At 69.9% G+C, this 18,932-nt stretch carries 19 protein-coding genes; 7 read left to right on the forward strand and 12 right to left on the reverse strand.

Features of this window, described 5'->3' with window-relative positions; all coding sequences use genetic code 11:
• Together J2Y70_RS14615 and tyrS are read right to left on the reverse strand one after the other, a co-directional pair.
• The coding region (locus J2Y70_RS14615; protein WP_309918949.1) for a hypothetical protein at nt 1-221 on the reverse strand (221 nt) is incomplete at its 3' end.
• Between the two features lie 121 nt (nt 222-342).
• Entirely contained in the window at nt 343-1,554 is a 1,212-nt protein-coding gene (gene tyrS / locus J2Y70_RS14620) for a tyrosine--tRNA ligase (protein WP_309918951.1), read from the reverse strand.
• 168 nt (nt 1,555-1,722) lie between these two features.
• Between tyrS and J2Y70_RS14625 the strand changes: the two genes are divergently transcribed.
• Nucleotides 1,723-3,189 (forward strand): M23 family metallopeptidase, encoded by a 1,467-nt coding sequence (locus J2Y70_RS14625; protein WP_309918954.1) that lies wholly within the window; start codon nt 1,723-1,725, stop codon nt 3,187-3,189.
• A gap of 88 nt (nt 3,190-3,277) precedes the next feature.
• A complete protein-coding gene (locus J2Y70_RS14630; protein WP_309918957.1) occupies nt 3,278-4,405 on the forward strand; it encodes an anhydro-N-acetylmuramic acid kinase in 1,128 nt (375 codons plus the stop codon).
• A gap of 54 nt (nt 4,406-4,459) precedes the next feature.
• Here the strand turns inward: J2Y70_RS14630 and J2Y70_RS14635 are convergent, their stop codons facing one another.
• From J2Y70_RS14635 to J2Y70_RS14645, 3 genes are all read right to left on the reverse strand, one after another.
• A complete protein-coding gene (locus J2Y70_RS14635) occupies nt 4,460-4,687 on the reverse strand; it encodes a hypothetical protein (RefSeq protein WP_309918960.1) in 228 nt (75 codons plus the stop codon).
• A gap of 154 nt (nt 4,688-4,841) precedes the next feature.
• The gene (locus J2Y70_RS14640) at nt 4,842-6,215 is read right to left on the reverse strand and encodes an MFS transporter (protein ID WP_309918964.1); all 1,374 of its coding nucleotides are present in this window, start codon (nt 6,213-6,215) and stop codon (nt 4,842-4,844) included.
• On the reverse strand, nt 6,212-7,012 hold the full coding sequence (locus J2Y70_RS14645; protein ID WP_263396050.1) for an exodeoxyribonuclease III: 801 nt from the start codon (nt 7,010-7,012) through the stop codon (nt 6,212-6,214). Before J2Y70_RS14645 ends, J2Y70_RS14640 begins: the two co-directional genes overlap by 4 nt.
• A gap of 135 nt (nt 7,013-7,147) precedes the next feature.
• Here J2Y70_RS14645 and pyrE point away from each other — a divergent pair, with 135 nt between their 5' ends.
• Both pyrE and J2Y70_RS14655 read left to right on the forward strand, forming a co-directional pair.
• Nucleotides 7,148-7,807, forward strand: coding sequence for an orotate phosphoribosyltransferase (pyrE, locus tag J2Y70_RS14650; protein WP_263396051.1), 660 nt, complete (start codon nt 7,148-7,150; stop codon nt 7,805-7,807).
• A gap of 15 nt (nt 7,808-7,822) precedes the next feature.
• Nucleotides 7,823-8,488, forward strand: coding sequence for a hypothetical protein (locus J2Y70_RS14655; RefSeq protein ID WP_309918970.1), 666 nt, complete (start codon nt 7,823-7,825; stop codon nt 8,486-8,488).
• A 484-nt stretch (nt 8,489-8,972) separates the two neighbouring features.
• On the opposite strand, the gene J2Y70_RS14660 is transcribed toward J2Y70_RS14655, so the two are convergent.
• Genes J2Y70_RS14660 through coaBC form a run of 3 tightly spaced genes read right to left on the reverse strand, consistent with a single transcriptional unit; the run spans nt 8,973 to nt 13,054 of the window.
• The gene (locus tag J2Y70_RS14660; RefSeq protein WP_309918973.1) at nt 8,973-11,312 is read right to left on the reverse strand and encodes a phosphomannomutase/phosphoglucomutase; all 2,340 of its coding nucleotides are present in this window, start codon (nt 11,310-11,312) and stop codon (nt 8,973-8,975) included.
• A 15-nt stretch (nt 11,313-11,327) separates the two neighbouring features.
• Nucleotides 11,328-11,798, reverse strand: a complete 471-nt coding sequence (gene dut, locus J2Y70_RS14665; RefSeq protein ID WP_263396054.1) for a dUTP diphosphatase — start codon at nt 11,796-11,798, stop codon at nt 11,328-11,330.
• Nucleotides 11,795-13,054, reverse strand: a complete 1,260-nt coding sequence (gene coaBC, locus J2Y70_RS14670; RefSeq protein ID WP_309918977.1) for a bifunctional phosphopantothenoylcysteine decarboxylase/phosphopantothenate--cysteine ligase CoaBC — start codon at nt 13,052-13,054, stop codon at nt 11,795-11,797. Before coaBC ends, dut begins: the two co-directional genes overlap by 4 nt.
• Nucleotides 13,055-13,151: 97 nt before the next feature.
• Here coaBC and radC point away from each other — a divergent pair, with 97 nt between their 5' ends.
• The 3 genes from radC (at nt 13,152) to J2Y70_RS14685 (ending at nt 16,528) form a co-directional block, all read left to right on the forward strand.
• Nucleotides 13,152-13,826, forward strand: a complete 675-nt coding sequence (gene radC, locus J2Y70_RS14675) for a DNA repair protein RadC (RefSeq protein ID WP_263396056.1) — start codon at nt 13,152-13,154, stop codon at nt 13,824-13,826.
• A gap of 170 nt (nt 13,827-13,996) precedes the next feature.
• The gene (gene argS / locus J2Y70_RS14680; protein WP_309918981.1) at nt 13,997-15,685 is read left to right on the forward strand and encodes an arginine--tRNA ligase; all 1,689 of its coding nucleotides are present in this window, start codon (nt 13,997-13,999) and stop codon (nt 15,683-15,685) included.
• Between the two features lie 15 nt (nt 15,686-15,700).
• Nucleotides 15,701-16,528: an SPOR domain-containing protein gene (locus J2Y70_RS14685; RefSeq protein ID WP_309918984.1), complete on the forward strand. Its 828-nt coding sequence runs from the start codon at nt 15,701-15,703 to the stop codon at nt 16,526-16,528.
• Nucleotides 16,529-16,706: 178 nt separating this feature from the next.
• Here the strand turns inward: J2Y70_RS14685 and J2Y70_RS14690 are convergent, their stop codons facing one another.
• From J2Y70_RS14690 to J2Y70_RS14705, 4 genes are all read right to left on the reverse strand, one after another.
• A complete protein-coding gene (locus tag J2Y70_RS14690; protein WP_309918986.1) occupies nt 16,707-17,477 on the reverse strand; it encodes an SDR family NAD(P)-dependent oxidoreductase in 771 nt (256 codons plus the stop codon).
• 72 nt (nt 17,478-17,549) lie between these two features.
• Nucleotides 17,550-18,119 carry a DUF4865 family protein gene (locus J2Y70_RS14695; RefSeq protein WP_309918989.1) on the reverse strand — a complete coding sequence of 190 codons (570 nt, stop codon included), beginning with the start codon at nt 18,117-18,119 and terminating at the stop codon, nt 17,550-17,552.
• Nucleotides 18,116-18,520 carry a tautomerase family protein gene (locus J2Y70_RS14700; RefSeq protein WP_309918992.1) on the reverse strand — a complete coding sequence of 135 codons (405 nt, stop codon included), beginning with the start codon at nt 18,518-18,520 and terminating at the stop codon, nt 18,116-18,118. Before J2Y70_RS14700 ends, J2Y70_RS14695 begins: the two co-directional genes overlap by 4 nt.
• A gap of 22 nt (nt 18,521-18,542) precedes the next feature.
• A complete protein-coding gene (locus tag J2Y70_RS14705; RefSeq protein WP_309918996.1) occupies nt 18,543-18,875 on the reverse strand; it encodes a carboxymuconolactone decarboxylase family protein in 333 nt (110 codons plus the stop codon).
• Between the last annotated feature and the right edge of the window lie 57 nt (nt 18,876-18,932).

An 18,932-nucleotide genomic window follows, 5' to 3' on the forward strand; every position in this document is an offset into this window, starting at 1 on the left:
TTTCCGAGATCCTGACGCCGGTTCAACCCAAACCCGAAGGCTTTCCGATGAACCGAGCCGCCCATCATAGCGGCTTTTTTGTTGCCGTCAATACCTTTTTGAGGAGGTTTCTGACGTCCCTTCCGCGTTGCTGTTGCGTTGCCGCAAGGCGTTGCGTCGGGGGAGGGAAAGTATGGCTGCAAACGCGGCGCTTGGGAAGGGGGTGTGAAAGATTTTTTCACTGCGCCGTCGCCAGACGCGCGTTATGCGATCCACACCACGCAGTAGATCGCATCGCATACCGCAGATCCCGCTTGGAAGCCACTCGGCAGCGCCTCCGACAGCCGGCGCTTGGCCGCGTATTTAGGCCGAGACCAGGCTCACGCGGGCGAAGGTCCGCTTGCCCACCTGCAGAACGCCTTCGAATCCGGGCGCGAAGTTCTGCTGCGGATCCTCGACCACTTCACCGGCGACGCGCACTGCGCGTTCCTTCAGCTTGCGGCTGGCCTCGGAGTTGCTGGCAGTCAGCCCAGCGGCGGTCAGCAACGCGGCGATCCGCAGCCCTTCGGCCGGCACCGTCACTTGCTGCAGCGGCAGTGCGCTGGTGTCGCCCTGCCCGGTCACCACCGCGTGCCAGCCGACGATGGCCTGTTCGGCCGCTGCCGCGTCGTGGAAGCGCGTGGTCAGTTCGCGCGCCAGGCGCAGCTTCACTTCACGCGGGTGCAGGCTGCCGGCCTGCACGTGCTGTTGCAGCTCCTGCGCCTCGTTCAATCCGATCTCGAAGGACAGCAGTTCGATCCAGCGCCACATCAGCTCATCGCCGATCTTCATGGTCTTGGTGACGATGTCGATCGGCGGTTCGCTGATGCCGATGTAGTTGCCCAGCGACTTGGACATCTTGTTGACCCCGTCCAGGCCCTCCAGCAGCGGCATGGTCAGCACGATCTGCGCCGGCTGCCCGTAGTGCTCCTGCAGGCCGCGCCCCATCAGCAGGTTGAACTTCTGGTCGGTGCCGCCCAACTCGACGTCGGCCTTCAGCGCTACCGAGTCGTAGCCCTGCACCAGCGGATACAGGAATTCGTGGATGGCGATGGATTGCTGCGCGGCGTAGCGCTTGGCGAAGTCGTCGCGCTCGAGCATGCGCGCCACCGTGTGCTGGCCGGCCAAGCGGATCATGTCGGCGGCGCTCATCTGCCCGAACCATTCGGAATTGAAGCGCACTTCGGTGCGCTCGCGGTCCAGCACCTTGAACACCTGCTCCTCGTAGGTGCGCGCGTTGGCGAGCACGTCCTCGCGGGTGAGCGGTTTGCGGGTGACGTTCTTGCCGGTGGGGTCGCCGATCATCCCGGTGAAGTCGCCGATCAGGAAGATCACCTGATGGCCGAGCTGCTGGAACTGGCGCATCTTGTTCAGCAATACGGTGTGGCCGATGTGCAGGTCCGGCGCGGTCGGGTCGAAACCGGCCTTCACGCGCAGCGGGCGGCCGGTGCGCAAACGCGCTTCCAGCTCTTCGCGCTTGAGGATTTCGTCGGCACCGCGGCCGATCAGGGCAAGAGACTCTTCAATCGTGGACAAAACGGAACTCCGACGGGTTGCATCCGGACAAACATGAATGGCGTTAAGTGCGAGTTAACCGCGCGGCCGGCGAAAACTTGAGCCGGCTCAATGGTTTGACGCGCTGTTGATCGATGTTTATGGTAGCCGAGTTTTGAGCTCGCGCTTCGGGCTCACGAGGATGCCTTGATGCAGAACAGCGAAAGCGATCAGGAACGCGCGCGCAAGCAGCGCTTCCAGCAACGTCTCCATGTCCTCCACGACACCGCACTGCATCGGCAGCTGACCCAGCACTTCCCCACCGGCCGCTGGACGCGCCGCCACTGGATCCACGCCAGCCTGTTCGCCACCATCGGCGCGCTGGTGGCCACGATCGTGCCCGGCTTCTCCAATGCCATCGACGTGCCGCTGCAGACCACGCACGCGACGCTGCCGCTGCCGTTGCCGCCGATCTCGCTGGCCCAGCAGCAGGGCGTGGCCGGCGACAGCTGGCAGGTGGTCCGCATCCAGCCCGGGCAGACCCTGGGTGCGGTGTTCGAGCAGCTCGACATCCCGGCCACGGTGATGCATCAGGTGCTGGATCACCCGGGCACCCGCGAGGCGCTGACCAAGCTGCGCCCGGGCGCCGAGATCGGCTTCGACCTGCCGGTGGCCGGCAGCCTGCGCGGCATCCGCTTCGACCGCGACGCCACTCACCGGGTGGAACTGTCGCTGCTCGGCGACGACATCCGCGAGAAGGTGACCGAGCGCGAGACCAGCACCCGCACCGCGGTCATCAGCGGCGAAATCACCAGTTCGCTGTATGTGGCCGCGCGCAGGGCCGGGCTGTCGCCGTCGGCGATCGCGACGATGACCGACGAGATCTTCAAGTACGACATCGACTTCGACAAGGACCTGCAGCCGGGCGACCGCTTCAGCGTGGTGATGGACGAGACCTGGCGCGAAGGCGAGCGGATCGACACCAGCAAGATCCTCGCTGCGACCTTCACCACCCGCGGCAAGACCTACAGCGGCTTCCGCTTCGAGCAGAACGGCAAGCCGGCCGAATACTTCGACGTCACCGGGCGGCCGCTGAAAAAGAGCTTCATCCGCATGCCGGTGTCCTACAGCCGCATCAGCTCGACCTTCGGCGCGCGCAAGCATCCGGTGCTGGGCACCATGCGCATGCACAAGGGCATCGACTACGCAGCGCCGTCCGGCACGCCGATCATGGCCGCCGGCGATGCCAAGGTGCAGTACGTCGGCACCCAGCGCGGCTACGGCAACGTGGTGATCCTGGACCACGGCAAGGGCTACAGCACGCTGTACGGGCACATGTCGCGCTTCGGCGGCATCAGGGCGGGCCAGCGCATCAACCAGGGCACGGTGATCGGCTTCGTCGGCATGACCGGCATGGCCACCGGCCCGCACCTGCACTACGAATTCCGCGTGGACGGCGTGCAGCGCAATCCGGCGTCGGTGACGATGCCGCCGCCCACGCCGCTGGCAGGCGCGGAGCTGGCCGCGTTCCGTGCGCAGACCTCGCCGGCGCTGGCCCGCATCCAGCGCGTGGAGAAGCTGATCTACGCCGACGCCGCACCGGCGAAGAACGACGCATCGCCGAAGAAGAAGAAGACCGTCGCCGCGGCCAAGCCGGCGTCCAGCGACGCCGGCTGAGCCGCACGTCGCTTCCGGGGCAGGCGCCGATTGACGCGCCGCCGCCCCTCGCCCACGCTGCGGCGCTGACCGCTGCCCAGGCCCTGCCATGCCCGAACCGACCGCCATCGACGACGCCCTGTTCCTGGGCCTGATGTCCGGCACCAGTGCCGATGGCATCGACGCCGCGCTGGTGCGCTTCGGCGCCGATGGCCGAACGCAGCTGCGCCTTGGCCGCACCTATGCCTGGGCGCCGCGCCAGCGCGAGGCGCTGATCGCGCTGGGCGAAGGCGGCGACATCGATTCGCTGGACACGCTGGGCCAGCTCGATGCCGAAGTGGCGATCGCCTTCGCCGAGGCCGCGCTGCGCCTGCTCAAGGAAGCAGGGATCGCGCCTGCCGAGGTCCGCGCGATCGGCTCGCATGGGCAGACCGTGCGCCACCGGCCGCTGGCCGATCCGGCCTTCACCTGGCAGCTGGGCGACGGCAATCGCATCGCCGAGCTGACCGGCATCGCCACGGTGTGCGATTTCCGCCGCCGCGACGTCGCCGCCGGCGGCCATGGCGCGCCGCTGATGCCGGCCTTCCATGCGGCGATGCTCGGCGCGGCGCACGAGGACCGGGCGGTGCTGAACCTGGGCGGCATCGGCAACCTGACCCTATTGCCGGCGCACGGCGACGTCCGCGGCTTCGACACCGGCCCGGCCAACGCGCTGCTCGACGCGTGGTGCCAGCGCCACCTGGGGCAGCCCTACGACGCCGGCGGCGCCTTCGCCGCCAGCGGCCAGGTCGACGAGGGCCTGTTGCAGCGCTTGCTGGGCGATCCCTGGTTCGCGCTGGCCCCGCCCAAGAGCACCGGGCGCGAGCAGTTCCACCTGCGCTGGGTGGATGCGCAGCTGGCGCCGGCCGCGCACCCGGCCGCGGCGGTGCAGGCGACCCTGCTGGAACTGACCGCGGCCACCGTCGCCGATGCGCTGCTGGCGCAACAGCCGGCGACCCGGCAGTTGCTGGTGTGCGGCGGCGGCGTGCACAACCCGCTGTTGCTGGCGCGGCTGCAGGCGCGGCTGCCCAGCGTGCAGGTGCTGTCGACCCAGGCGATGGGCCTGGATCCGGACTACGTGGAAGCGATGGGCTTCGCCTGGCTGGCGCGGCAGACCCTGGCCGGGCGGCCCGGCAACCTGCCGTCGGTCAGCGGCGCGCGCGGGCCGCGCATCCTGGGCGCCATCCACCTGGCGTGAGCGGGGCGCTGCGCGGCAGCGGCTCGGTCTGCGCCGATGGCCGCGGCGCGCGGCTCAGAATCCGGTGCCCGCCGGTAGCTCGCGCAGCGCGGCGATGGCCTCGGACAGCACATCCACTTCGGGGTTCTCGAAGCCGCTGCGCACTTCGTGCTCGCTGGCGAACAGGCCCTGCTCGATCAGGCTGAGCACGGTCTGGTGTTGGGTCCAGCCACGGGCCACGGCGATGCGGCGGATCCGATCGACCAGAATGGGGTCGATGTCGCGCAACAGCAGATCGGTCATGCGGACTCCCCAGCGGACGGCGGCGCACCCCATGCGCCGCGCCCATCATCCGCAACTCGCTGGAGGCTTTCAATCACCGGCGTGCCGATGCCTGCCTCGGGGACGCTGCAGCGTTCCCGGGCAGCGCCGATGCCGCGACGGCCATCTGCAAGCGTCAGGAAGGCGCAGCGGCCGCGCGGCGGCGCTGCTGGAATATCAGCACCGTGCACAGGATCACCACGGGAATCGCCATCAGCGCGGTCCCGATGAAGAACAGCGCGTACCCTTCCAGCAGCGTGCGCCCTTGCGCCAGCGTCTGCACCGACCAGCCGGAGAAGCCTTTCAGGGCCTTGCCGGGCATGGCGTAGAACGAGCTGAGCAATGCGTACTGAGTGGCGGTGTAGCCAATGCTGGTCAGGCTGGACATGTAGGCGATCAACGCCGTGCCGGCGAAACCATTGGCGAAATTGTCGATCGCCATCGCCGTCGCGAAGCGGGGCAGGTCCGCCCCGTCGTAGGCCAGCCAGGCAAAGGCCAGGTTCGAACACGGGCCCAGGACGGCACCAGCCAGCAACGCGGCCAGCACGCCCCAGCGGACCGAGACCAGGCCGGCAGCGGCGATGCCGAAGAACGTCGCCACCAGGCCCACCGAGCCACGCACGGCGCCGACGGTGTCTTCGGACAGGCCGAGGTCGACGTAGAACGGATTGGCCATAGGGCCCATCACAAAGTCCGCCAGGCGATAAACACTGATCGATAGCAGGATCAGGATAGCGGCGCTGCGGTGTTCCCGGAAAAAGGCAACAAACGGACCCAGCACCGCGTCGAACAAGCCCCGCGGCGTCCACAGTCGCGCCGTTTGCGCCTGCACGGCGGCAACCTCGCGCGCAGGCTCGCGCGCCATCAGCACGGCGGCCACGCCCACCGCCATCAGCGCCGCCATGACCTCGTAGGACACCTGCCACCCTACCCGCGCTGCGATCATCAGGATCAGCGCATCGGTGACCAGCAGCGCGGTGCGATAGCCCAGCGCCGATGAAGAGGTCAGCAGGCCGAGCTGTTCGCTGTTGTCGGCGATCTCGATGCGCCAGGCATCGATCACGATGTCCTGGGTCGAGGCAGCGAAGGCGACCAGGATCGCCATCACGCCGAACACGACGATGTGCTCCCAGGCAAGCCCCAGGAACAGCAGATTCCCGCCCTTGGGCTGGATCAGCGCCATGCCGACCAGACCCACCGCCACCACGATCTGCGACAGCAGCATCCAGCCGCGCCGGCGACCGAGCCTGCCCAACACGGGCACGTCGGTCTTGTCGACGATCGGTGCCCACAGGAATTTCAGCGAATAGGCCAGCCCGACCCAGGAGAGGAAGCCGATCGTGCTCAGGTCCGCGCCTTCCTTCCGCATCCAGAAGCCAAGCGTGTTGCCGACCAGGTACAGCGGCAATCCGGAACTGAAGCCCAGCAGCAGCATCGCCAGTACCTTGCGCTGACGAAGATTGGTCAGCACCTGCTTCCAGGACTGGCGGGGCTTGGCGGCGACGCTCATTCGCGGTAATCCACCACGAACGGCGCATGGTCGGAGAAGCGCTGCGCGGTGTAGATCGAGCAGCCCTGCAGGCGCTCGCGCAGCGACGGGGTCACGAACTGGTAGTCGATGCGCCAACCGACGTCGTTGGCGCGCGCGGCGCCGCGGTTGCTCCACCAGGTGTAGTCCTGGCCGTCCGGGTGCAGCGCGCGGTAGGCGTCGACCCAGCCGCGGCCGCCGGCCGGGTCGGCCTCCTCGGCACGGTCGGCGCACAGGCCGTTGAGCCAGTCGCGCTCGGGCGGCAGGCAGCCGGAATTCTTCTGGTTGGACTTCCAGTTCTTGATGTCCAGCGCCGAACGCACGATGTTCCAGTCGCCGCACAGCACGTAGTCGCGGCCGCTGTTCAGCCACTCCACGAGGATCGGCCGTAGCCAGTCCATGACCTGGAACTTGTAGCCCTGACGCAGTTCGCCCGACGAGCCGGAGGGGATGTAGAACGAGACCACGCTCAGGTTGCCGAAGCGCGCCTCCAAGTAGCGGCCCTCCTCGTCGAACTCGGGCCAGCCCAGCGCGGTACGCACCTCGTCGGGCTCGCGCTTGCTGTAGATGGCCACGCCGCTGTAGCCCTTCTTGGTGCTGGCATCGCGGAACCAGGCGCGGTAGCCGTCCGGCAGGAACGCCGGCCCGGCCAGCTGATGCTCCTGCGCCTTGGTTTCCTGCACGCACAGCACGTCGGCGTGCTGGCCGGAGAACCACTCGAAGAAGCCCTTGGTGGCGGCCGAGCGCAGGCCGTTGGCGTTGAAGCTGATGATGCGCATGGAGGAAGAACCAGGATTCGGGATGGGGGGATTGGGGATTCGTGAAAGCGTACCCCATGCGTGGACGCTGCACGGCCGCGACCAGCTATGCTTTCACGAATCCCGTCATCCCCAATCGCGAATCCCTGCACTCCAATGACCGACTACCGGCAACGCTTCCTGCAACTGGCCCTGGACGCGCAAGCGCTGCGCTTCGGCGAGTTCACGCTGAAGTCCGGGCGCCTGAGCCCCTATTTCTTCAATGCCGGGCGCTTCGATTCCGGCGCCACGATGGTGCGCCTGACGGCGTGCTACGCCGATGCGGCCGACGCGGCCGGGCTCGACTTCGACCTGCTGTTCGGCCCGGCCTACAAGGGCATCCCGCTGGCGACCGCGTTGGCCTGCGAGTATGCGCAGCGCGACCGCAACCTGCCGCTGGCGTTCAACCGCAAGGAAGCCAAAGCCCATGGCGAAGGCGGCAGCCTGATCGGCGCGCCGCTGGCCGGGCGCCGGGTGCTGATCGTCGACGACGTGATCACCGCCGGCACCGCGATCCGCGAGGCGCTGGCCATCATCCGCGAAGCGGGCGGCATCCCGGCGGGAATCCTGGTCGCGCTGGACCGGCAGGAGATCGCCGGCGAGCACGACCGGCGCTCGGCGGCGCAGGCGGTGGCGGCCGAGGCCGGCATTCCTGTGGTGTCGGTCGCGCACCTGGGCGACCTGCTTGCATTCATCGATGGAAACGCGGACCTTGTCGGCTTCCGCGAACCGCTGCTGGCCTACCGGGCACGCTACGGCTGCGATCCGTCAGGCTGACAGCAGGGGGCTGCCATGATGCCGATCCAACAACGCTGGGGCCGCGCCTTGCCGGCCCTGCTCGTGCTGCTTGCGCTGCCGGCCGCGGCGCAGCCGGCGCCGTCCAAGAAACTGTACTGCTGGAACCAGGGCGGGCAGCGCGTGTGCAGCGATGCGCTGCCGCCGGAAGCGGTGAACCAGGCGCGCGACGAATTCAACGCCAAGAGCGGGCTGCGCAGCGGCGTGGTCGGTCGCGCGCTGAGCGCCGAGGAACGCGCCGCGGCCGCCGCCGATGCCGCGCAGCAGCGCGCCGACCAGGCGGCGCTGGAGACGCGCAAACGCACCGACCAGGCGATGCTGCTGTCGTTCCAGACCGAGGAGGAACTGCGCCGGGTGTTCTCCGAGCGCATCGGCATCGTCGACAACAACATCAACACCGCGCGCTACAACGTCAACAGCCTGCGCGAGGGCCTGGTCGGGGTGCTCGCCAATGCCGGCACGCGCGAGCTGGCCGGGCAGAAAGTGGCCGGCAAGATCGCCGAGGACGTGCAGCAGCGGCATCGCGCGCTGCTGTGGCAGCTGCGCATGCAGAAGAACTTCGAGCAGCAGCGGCTCGGCCTGGACCAGGAAATCGACGATACGCTGCAACGCTATCGCGCGGCGAAGCGGCCGGGCACGGCCGCGACGACGACCGGCGGCTGAGCGCAACGCCCGGCCGGAGGCAGTGCCGGGCGACTACGCATTGCCGCGGCGGCAGGAATGTCGGGGGCTGAAGCCCCAAGTGCAACTGGCCCGCTGCTCACACGTCTTGTGGGAGCGACTTCAGTCGCGACGACCGAAGCCCGCAGGCTTGGGCAGCCCACAGGATGCAGCCGGGGCTGAAGCCCCTCCCACAGTGCACCAGCGGCTGCTCACGCGCCTGTGGGAGCGACTTCAGTCGCGACGAAATGAAGCCAGGAGGCTTGGGGCGGCCCCGGGATGCAGTCGGGGCTGAAGCCCCTTCCACAGTCCACCCAGACGGCTGCGCACGCGTCTTGTGGGAGCGACTTCAGTCGCGACGAATGAAGCCCGCCGGCCCCAGCGGCTCCGGATGCAGTCGGGGCCGAAAGCCCCTCCTACAGGAACTACGCGTGGCTGCCGGCACTCGTCGCCGCCGCGGGCGGCGGCACGCCGGGCCGGACGCGCCTCAGAATCCCGGCGCCAGCGACGGCAGCAGCGCCTGCAGCTGGCTGCGGAACAGGTCCTTGATCCGCTCCAGCGCGGCGCTGCTGTCGGCCTCGAACCGCAGCACCAGCACCGGGGTGGTGTTGGACGCGCGCACCAGGCCCCAGCCGTCGGGGAAGTCCGCACGCAGGCCGTCGATGGTGAGCAGCCGCGCGCCCGCGAACGGCGAGTCGTCCTGCTGCGCCGCGGCGACCAGCTGCGCGACCAGCGCATGTGCGTCCTGCCCGTCCAGCGGCAGCTTGATCTCCGGCGTGGACACGCTGTCGGGCAGCTCGGCCAGCACCTCGGACGGGCTCTCCTCGCGCTGCGCCAGGATCTCCAGCAGCCGCGCCGCCGCGTACAGGCCGTCGTCGAAACCGTACCAGCGCTCCTTGAAGAAGAAGTGCCCGCTCATCTCGCCGGCCAGTTCGGCATCGGTCTCGCGCATCTTCGCCTTGATCAGCGAATGCCCGGTCTTCCACACCATCGGGCTGCCGCCGTTGCGCAGCACGTAGTCCGACAGCTTGCCGGTGCACTTGACGTCGTAGATCACCAGCGCGCCGGGGTTGCGCTGCAGCACGTCGGCGGCGAACAGCATCAGCAGGCGGTCGGGATAGATCACCGTGCCTTCCTTGGTGACCACGCCGAGCCGGTCGGCATCGCCGTCGAAGGCGATGCCCAGGTCGGCGTCGAAGCGCTTCACCGTCTGGATCAGGTCTTCCAGGTTGTGCGGCTCGCTGGGATCGGGGTGGTGGTTGGGGAAGGTGCCGTCGACGTCGCAATACAGCGGGATCACTTCCGCGCCGATCGCCTCCAGCAGCCGCGGCGCCAGTTCGCCGCCCACGCCGTTGCCGGCATCGGCCACCACCTTGAGCGGGCGGTCCAGCTGCACATCGTCGGCGATGCGCTGGATGTAGTCGTCGCCGACGTCGCGCTGCTCCAGCCGCCCCGGTTCGGCGGCGGTCGGCAGGCGGCCTTCGCTGATCCGCGCGTACAGGTCGGTGATCGCCGCACCGGACAGGGTCTCGCCGCCGATCACGATCTTGAAGCCGTTGTAGTCCGGCGGGTTGTGGCTGCCGGTCACTGCCACGCAGCTGCCGGCGCGCAGGTGGAAGCTGGCGAAGTACACCACCGGGGTCGGCGCCAGGCCGATGTCGGTGACGTGGCAGCCGGCGCGGCGCAGGCCTTCGATCAGTGCCGCCGACAGTTCCGGGCCGGACAGGCGGCCGTCGCGGCCGACCACCACCTCGTTCAGCCCCTGCTCCTGCATCACCGCGCCGATCGCCTGGCCGATCAATGCGGCGACCTGCGGGCTGAGATCGCGGCCGACCACGCCACGGATGTCGTAGGCGCGGAAGATGGCGGCCGGCACCGTCTGCGCCGGGGCCAGCCTCGCCGGCGCGGCCTCGCCCTCGGGCAACGGCGGTGCCGGCGGCGGCTCCTGCTGCTGCAGGCTCTGGCGCAGGGTGGGCTCCTGCTCGGCGCCCGCGGCGGCGGCCTTGGCGCGGCTGGGCCGCGGCAGGCGGCCGCGCGCGGCCAGCAGCACCGCCAGGGTCAGGAAGCCGAGCAGGCCGGCGACGATCAGGCATGGCAGCGCGTCCAGGCCGAGCGGGCCGGCCTCGGCGTCGGGCAATGCCGCGACCACCCGCAGCCCGGTCTTGCCGATCGGGCGCGACAACGCGTCGCCGTGGTCGGCCAGGCCGCTATCGCCGGCGCCGATCACGTCGTAGCTGCCCTGGCGCAACGCCAGGTAGCCGCTGGCCGGGACCGTGGCCTGCGCCACCGGCGCGGTCAGCACGCGCAGCGGCAGGCGCAGGTAGGCCACGCCTGGGCCCGTGTCCAGGGTCACCGGCGCCGCCAGTCCCAACCGTGCCCCGCCGCCGTCGCGCACCACTGCGCTGGCGACCGCGTCGGTCAGCAGCGCCTTCTCCAGCAGCGCCAGGCGGCCGTAGCCGAAGCGGTCCACGTCGGCGTAGCCGGCGCTCAGGTCGCCGGCCAGCACCTGCGCGTCTTCCGCTTCCTTCCAGCTTTCGCGCAGCGCTTGCGCCGCCGCGGCCGCGTCGCCGCGCGCCAGGGCGGCCTGCGCCGCGGGCTGCCGCAGTTGCTCAGAGAAGCGCTTGCCGGCCGCCGCCAGCGCCTGCGACGTCTGCGCCAGCACCGCGTCGCGCGCCTGCTCCAGCGCTGTGGCGCTATGCGCTTGGCGCCATTGCTGGGCGCCGCTCCAGCCGAACCACGCGGCCAGGATGGCCAGCAGCAGCGCCAGCAGCGGTGCCGCCTTGCGCAAACCGTCCGGCGCCGGCCGCCGTTGTGTTGCCTCGCTCATGCAGACGATCCCCTGTCAGCGCACTCCGGTATGGCCGAATCCACCCGTTCCCCTGGCGCTGTCGGCGAAAGTATCCACCACCTGCAGGGCTACGCGCACGACCGGCATCACCACCAGCTGCGCGATGCGGTCGCCGGGGGCGATGGTGAACGGCTCGCGGCCGCGGTTCCAGACGCTGATCAGCAGCGGTCCCTGGTAGTCGGCGTCGATCAGGCCGGTGCCGTTGCCGAGCACGATGCCGTGGCGATGGCCCAGCCCGGACCGCGGCAGGACCACCGCGCACAGCTGCGGATCGGCGATGTAGATGGACAGCCCGCTGGGGATCAGCGCGGTATCGCCCGGCGCCAGGGTCAGCGGCGCCTCGGTGGCCGCACGCAGGTCGAGCCCGGCGCTGGCTTCGGTGGCGTAGTCCGGCAGCGGCCAGCTGTCGCCGAAGCGCGGGTCGAGCAGTTTGACCTGCAGCGGGTGCGGCGTCGGGGTGGTCATGCGTGCAGTCGCTCCGCGATCAGGGCCAGCAATTGTTCGGCCAGTTGCGCCTTGGACACGGCCGGGAAGCTCCGTGCGCCCTCCTGCCAATAGGCGGTGGCGGCATTCTGGTCGCTCTCGAAGCCGTTGCCGGCCACGCCCACCTGGTTGGCGATGATCAGGTCCAGGTGCTTGTCGGTGAGTTTGCCACGCGCGTAGCGCTCGATGTCGTGGGTCTCGGCGGCGAAGCCGACCACCAGTTTCAGCGCTTGGGTCTGCGCGGCGACCTCGGCCAGGATGTCCGGGGTGCGCACCAGTTCCAGGGTCAGCATCTCGCCGCTCTTCTTGATCTTCTGCGCGGCGACCTGCTTGGGCGTGTAGTCGGCGACCGCGGCGGTGCCGATGTAGATGTCGGCCGGCAGCGCGCCCAGCACCGCTTCGCGCATCTGCGCGGCCGAGCGCACGTCGATGCGCTGCACGCCGTCGGGCGTGGGCAGGTGCACCGGGCCGCTGACCAGCACCACCGTGGCGCCCTGACGCGCGGCGGCGGCGGCCAGGGCATAGCCCATCTTGCCGCTGCTGCGGTTGCCGAGGTAACGCACCGGGTCCAGGTCCTCGTAGGTGGGGCCGGCGCTGATCAGCAGGCGCAGGCCGTGCAGTGCGCCGGAAGCGGCCGTCGCGGGCACCGCAGCGGCCGCGGGGGCATGCGCGGGCGCGGCGCGGCCGCCGGCCAACGCGGCGACGATCTGCTCCGGCTCGGCCAGGCGTCCAGGACCGGACTCGCCTTCGGCCAGCGGGCCGTCGTTCGGTCCGATCACGCCGGCGCCGCGCTGGCGCAGCGTGGCGACATTGGCCTGGGTGGCCGGATGCAGCCACATGCGGTGGTTCATCGCCGGGCACACGGTCAGCGGCGCGGCGCTGGCCAGGCACAGCGTGGTCACCAGATCGTCGGCCAGGCCGTGGGCGAGCCGCGCCAGCAGGTCGGCGGTGGCCGGCGCCACCAGCACGTGGTCGGCCCAACGCGCCAGCTCCAGGTGGCCCATCGCCTGCTCGGCGGCGCTGTCCCACAGGCTGGTGCGGGTCGGCTGCGCGGACAGTGCCTGGAAGCTCAGCGGCGTCACGAACTGCTGCGCGCCGGCGGTCATCGCCACCTGCACCTCGGCACCCGCCTCGCGCAGCCGCCGCACCAGTTCCAGCGCCTTGTAGGCGGCGATGCCGCCGCCCACGCACAACAGCACACGCCGCCCCTGCAGGGGCCCCTCGAAAGTACCGGTCACGTCGGGAATGTCCTACCCATGCAAGAACGATTAGCTTACCCGATGGCCCTTTGCGGCCCTGATACCGTTGCGCCATATCGCCCGCCAATCTGGCGATATGCACATATCCGACTGGCCCTGCGACGAACGCCCCCGGGAGAAGCTGCTGGCACGCGGCACCCGGGCCCTCTCCGACGCCGAACTGCTGGCGATCTTCCTCGGCTCCGGCCTGGCCGGCAGCGACGCGGTCCGTACCTCGCGCGACCTGCTGCAGCGGCACGGCCCGCTGCGCGCGCTGCTCGATCGTCCGCCCGGCGAACTGGTCAGGCTGCCGGGGCTGGGCCCGGCGCGGGCCTGCCAGCTGGCGGCCGCGCTGGAGCTCGGCCAGCGCCACCTGGCTGCCGAACTGGAGCGCGGCACCACCCTGACCGACCCGGCCACGGCCGGCCGCTACTTCGCGCAGCGGTTGCGGGCGTGGCCGCACGAGGTGTTCGCGGTGCTGTTCCTGGACACGCAGCACCGCTCGCTGGCGTTCGAGGAGCTGTTCCACGGCACCTTGGACGGCGCCGAGGTGCATCCGCGCGAAGTGGTGCGGCGCGCGCTGACGCACAACGCGGCAGCGGTGATCATCGGTCACAACCATCCCTCCGGGAACCGGGAACCCTCGCCCGCCGACTACGCCGTCACCCAGCGCCTGAAGCAGGCGCTGGGGCTGGTGGACATCCGCCTGCTGGACCACTTCATCGTCGGCGACGGCGCGCCGGTGTCGATGGCGGCGCGCGGCTGGGCCTGAGCCGGGCGTGGAAGTCGCCAAAGCGCTGCGGCCGTCGGGCTCCAGGGCCCGAACACCCGGTCCCGAATCCCGCCGTCGCCGGACGGCCTGAGGTCGGGCTGAACCCGGCGCGGCCCGGGAGGCGGCGGGTCGGGTAAAATCGCCGGTTCCGCGCTTCAAGCAGAGATCACGTGAAATCCCAACTCCGCGCCCTGATCGGTCAAGGCATCGAAGCCTTGCGCGCCAATGGCACCCTGCCGGCCGACACCTTGCCGCCGGACTTCGTGGTCGAGCGGCCCAAGACCCGCGAGCACGGCGACTTCGCCACCAACGTCGCGATGCTGCTGGCCAAGGCCGCGCGCGGCAATCCGCGCGCGCTGGCCCAGCAGCTGGTCGCCGCGTTGCCGGCCAACGACGATGTGACCCGGGTCGAGATCGCCGGCCCCGGCTTCATCAACTTCCACCTCGGCCCCGGCGCCTACCAGCGCGAAGTGCTGGCGGTGATCAAGCAGGGCGAGGACTACGGCCGCAGCCTGGTCGGCAATGGCCGCACCGTGGGCGTGGAATACGTCTCGGCCAACCCGACCGGCCCGCTGCACGTGGGCCACGGCCGCGCCGCGGCGATCGGCGACTGCCTGGCGCGGCTGCTCGACGCCAACGGCTGGAACGCCAAGCGCGAGTTCTACTACAACGACGGCGGCGGCCAGATCGAGAACCTGGCGCGCTCGGTGCAGGCGCGCGCGCAGGGCAAGACCCCCGACAGCCCCGACTGGCCGGAAGAAGGCTACCGCGGCGACTACATCCAGGACGTGGCCAACGCCTACCTGGCCGGCGATTCGGTGGACCTGGAAGGCCATCTGGTCACCGGTGCCAAGGACCCGAACGACCTGGAAGCGATCCGCCGCTTCGCCGTGGCCTACCTGCGCAACGAGCAGAACCACGACCTGGCCGCGTTCGGCGTCGATTTCGACATCTACTTCCTGGAAAGCTCGCTGTACCGCGACGGCAAGGTCGAGGAGGCGGTGCAGAAGCTGATCGCCTCCGGCCACACCTACGAGGAAGGCGGCGCGCTGTGGCTGAAATCGACCGATTTCGGCGACGACAAGGACCGGGTGATGCGCAAGTCCGACGGCAGCTACACCTACTTCGTGCCGGACGTGGCCTATCACCTGACCAAGTGGCAGCGCGGCTACGTGCGCGCGATCACCGAGCTGGGCGCCGACCACCATGGCTCGCTGGCACGGGTGCGCGCCGGCTTGCAGGCGATGGACCTGGGCATCCCCAAGGGTTGGCCGGAATACGTGCTGCACCAGATGGTCACGGTGATGCGCGGCGGCGAGGAAGTGAAGCTGTCCAAGCGCGCCGGCAGCTACCTGACCCTGCGCGACCTGATCGAAGAAGCGGGCCGCGACGCCACGCGCTGGTTCCTGATCGCGCGCAAGCCCGATTCGCAGCTGACCTTCGACATCGACCTGGCGCGCCAGCAGAGCAACGACAATCCGGTGTTCTACGTGCAGTACGCGCATGCCCGCGTGTGCAGCCTGCTGCGCCAGGCGCAGGAGAAGAAGCTGGACTACGACCAGGCCGACGGCCTGGGCCAGCTGAACCGGCTGAACGATGCGACCTCGCTGGAATTGATGCTGGAACTCTCGCGCTACCCGGAAGTGGTGGAGAATGCGGGGCATGTGCTGGAGCCGCACCTGATCGCGCAATACCTGCGCGAACTGGCGACCGCGTTCCACACCTGGTACCACGGCACCCCGGTGCTGGTGGACGATGCGAGCGAGCGCAACGCCAAGTTGACCCTGGCGGTGGCGGCGCAGCAAGTACTGGCGAATGGCCTGAACCTCCTGGGCGTGTCGGCCCCGGAAAAAATGTGAGTGGAGAAGCGGTAGATGGCAGCACGACGCGGTAAGACGCAGGCGCGACGCAACAGCGGCAACGGCACGCCCGGATGGGTGTGGCTGATCGCCGGCGTGGCGATCGCGGCAGTGGTGTTCCTGGCGGCGCCCGGCCTGTTCAAGAAGGATGGCGATGGCTTCCTGCGCGTGGGCGGCCCGCGTGCCAACCCGGACGCGCAGCCGGCGCCGGTGGCCGATGCCGACGTCGACGCGGCGCCGGAACTGCCCAAGCCGGCGGCGACGGCGGCCGGCAGCACCAAGCCCGATGCCAAGAAGGATGCGCAGACGCAGTACGACTTCTACACCCTGCTGCCCGGCAAGGAAGTACAGATGTCCGACGCCGAACTGGCGGCCAGCGCACGCGCCGAAGCCAACCGCAAGGCGCGCGCGCCGCAGGCGGCCGCCACGCCGGCGACGGCAACCGCGGCGACCGCCACGGCACCGGCGAGCACGGCGGCACTGGCCAATCCGACCCCGCTGCCGGAAACCGCAGCGGCGAGCGCGCCGGCCAGCACCGCCGCCACGTCGGCCAAGCCGTCCGCGGCCGCCGCGACGCCCGCCGCAACCGCTGTCGCCGCGGCGCCGGACAACACCCGCTACATCCTGCAGGCCGGCTCGTTCGGCGCCTCCGGCGATGCCGAATCGACCAAGGCCAAGCTGGCGATGCTGGGCCTGTCGGCGCGCGTGGAGTCGGCGCAGATCAGCGGCAAGACCGTCTACCGCGTGCGCATGGGCCCGTACGGCACCGCCAGCGAACTGGCCGAGGCCAAGCAGAAGCTGACCGGCAGCGGCCTGCCGGCGATCGCCATCAAGGCGCAGTGAGGCTGGGATTGGGGATTGGGGATTCGGGAGAAGCAGCGTCTCCCACATTCCTTGCGACTCGTTGGCTTACGACATCCGTGAATTGCCTCGCCGGTCGCGAGCGCGGCTGACGGCCGCCTGGCTGCGATGACCGCCAGCAGGCGCAACGCATCGGCGCCGCTTTCGCTTTTTCTAATCCCTAATCCCTATTCCCTAATCCCGGGTCCCTAGCCACCTGGAAGCCGGCGAAGGACTGCGTCACCGGCATGATTTCCAGCCGATTGATGTTCAGGTGCGGCGGCAGCGTGGCGACCCAGAAGATCTGCTCGGCGATGTCCTCGGCGGTCATCGGCTGCGCGCCGTGGTACAGCTTGTCCGACGCGCCCTGGTCGCCATGGGTGCGGACCAGGGTGAACTCGGTCTCGGCCATGCCCGGCTCGATCGCGGTCACGCGCACGCCGGTGCCGTGCAGGTCCGAGCGCAGGCCCAGCGAGAACTGGCTGACGAAGGCCTTGGTGCCGCCATAGGCATTGCCGCCCGGATACGGGTACAGCGCGGCCACCGAACTGATGTTGATGATCGCGCCGCGGCGCTGGATCAGCGTCGGCAGCAGGCGATGGGTCAGGGTCACCAGCGCGGTGATGTTGGTGTCGATCATCGTGCGCCAGTCGTCCAGCAGCGCCGCCTGCGCCGGCGCGGTGCCCTGCGCCAGGCCGGCGTTGTTGACCAGCAGGTCGATGCCGCGAAACGCGTCCGGCAACTCGGCGAGCATCGCGTCGAGCGCGGCTTCGTCGCGGATATCGAACGCCGCCACGTGTACGCGCTCGGCACCGAACTCGGCCAGCAGCGGCTGCAGCCGCTCGGCGCGGCGGCCGGTGGCGATCACGCGCCAGCCGGCGTTGACGAAGCGGCGCACGGCGGCGGCGCCGAAACCGGAGGTGGCGCCGGTGATCAGGGCGGTCTGGGTCATTGGGGGCCGGGAATGGGAAGTGGGGGAATCGGCAATGGTAAAAGCAAACGGCAAGGCACGGGGCGCCGTACCTCAGCCGTCGCTCGCCGGTACGGACATGTGGCCCACGGCATAGGCCTGGCCGGCATCGGGCGACGGCGGCGGCGGATCGCGCCAGAGCCGCAGGCGCAGCAGATTCCACCCGTGCGGCTCGTAAGCGCTCACCGCGGCGAGCGCGCCGGCGGCAAGATCGCTACGCGCCCGCTCGGCCTCGCGCTCGCCCAGCGATTGGAGCGCGTCGGCATCGGACATCGCGACGATCTCGCGCCGCGCGTAGCGGGCGCCGTGCAGGTCCGCGGCCAGGCTGGCGGCGCACACCGTCCACAGCTGCACCGCCGGCCGTCCAAAGGCGTCCGCCAGCGCACCGAAGGCGGCGCCCGCGAGGAATGCATGCATCGCCCCGGCATCGCGCCACAGATAGAACGGCGCATACAGGTTGGCGCGGCTGGGCAGCGCGCGATCGCGGCGGTCGGCGCTGAGGTAGGCCTTGAACGCCAGTCCCGGCAGGCCGTCCAACAGCGGTCCCTTGTCGGCGATGCGGCGCCGGATGATGGCCATGTCGTAGTCGGCCGGCAACGCGATGCTGTACTGCATGGCGATCATGCGTCGGTCTCCGCTGCCGCTGCCGCGATCCCGGCACGGCCTCCGCCGAAAGACCAGTCCTGCGCTTCGGTGGTGACGATGTTCACCATCACGTCTTCCGGCGCGATGCCCGGCGCGATCGCCAGCAGTTCCACCAGGCGCCGGTAGAACGCCTGCTTGCAGGCGTCGCTGCGCGGGCGCCCGGCGGTGATCGCGATCAGCACGAAGGCATCCGAGCGCGGCCCGCCCAGGTAATGGCGGTCGAACACCAGTTCCCCCGGATCGTGCTGGTGGATGACCTGGAAGCAATCGCCGGCGGGCACGTCGAACGCCTCGTGCATGGCCTGGTAGACGCTGGCGGAGAGGGCGCGCAGATAGTCGGGCGCAGCGCCACGATGCAGCGAGATGCGGGCGTAGGGCATGGGATGTCTCCTGTTTGGGGGATCAGGCGGCCGGCGCTGGCGACGCGGTCGCGGCACGCAGCAGCGGCAGCGCCGCGGCGGCGCACGGCCAGCCGGCGTAGAACGCCAGATGGGTGATCGCTTCGGCCAGTTCGTCGCGGCGCAGGCCGTTGTCCAGCGCGCGGCTCAAGTGGAACGGCAACTGCTGCGGCCGGTACAGCGCGACCAGTGCCGCCACCGTGACCAGGCTGCGTTCGCGCGGCGACAGCGCCGGGCGCTGCCACAGGTCGGCGAACAGCACCTCGTCGGTCAGCTGCGCGAATTTCGGTGCGATGTCGCCGAACAGGGCCTGGCTGGACGTAGGGAGATCGGACATGGGCGCCTCGCGCTCGGATTGACTGCGGACAGCCTAGCCACCGAAGATGGTCCTGAA

The sequence above is a fragment of the Xanthomonas sp. 1678 genome, assembly GCF_031455575.1.
In the GTDB taxonomy this organism is placed as follows: Bacteria; Pseudomonadota; Gammaproteobacteria; order Xanthomonadales; family Xanthomonadaceae; genus Xanthomonas_A.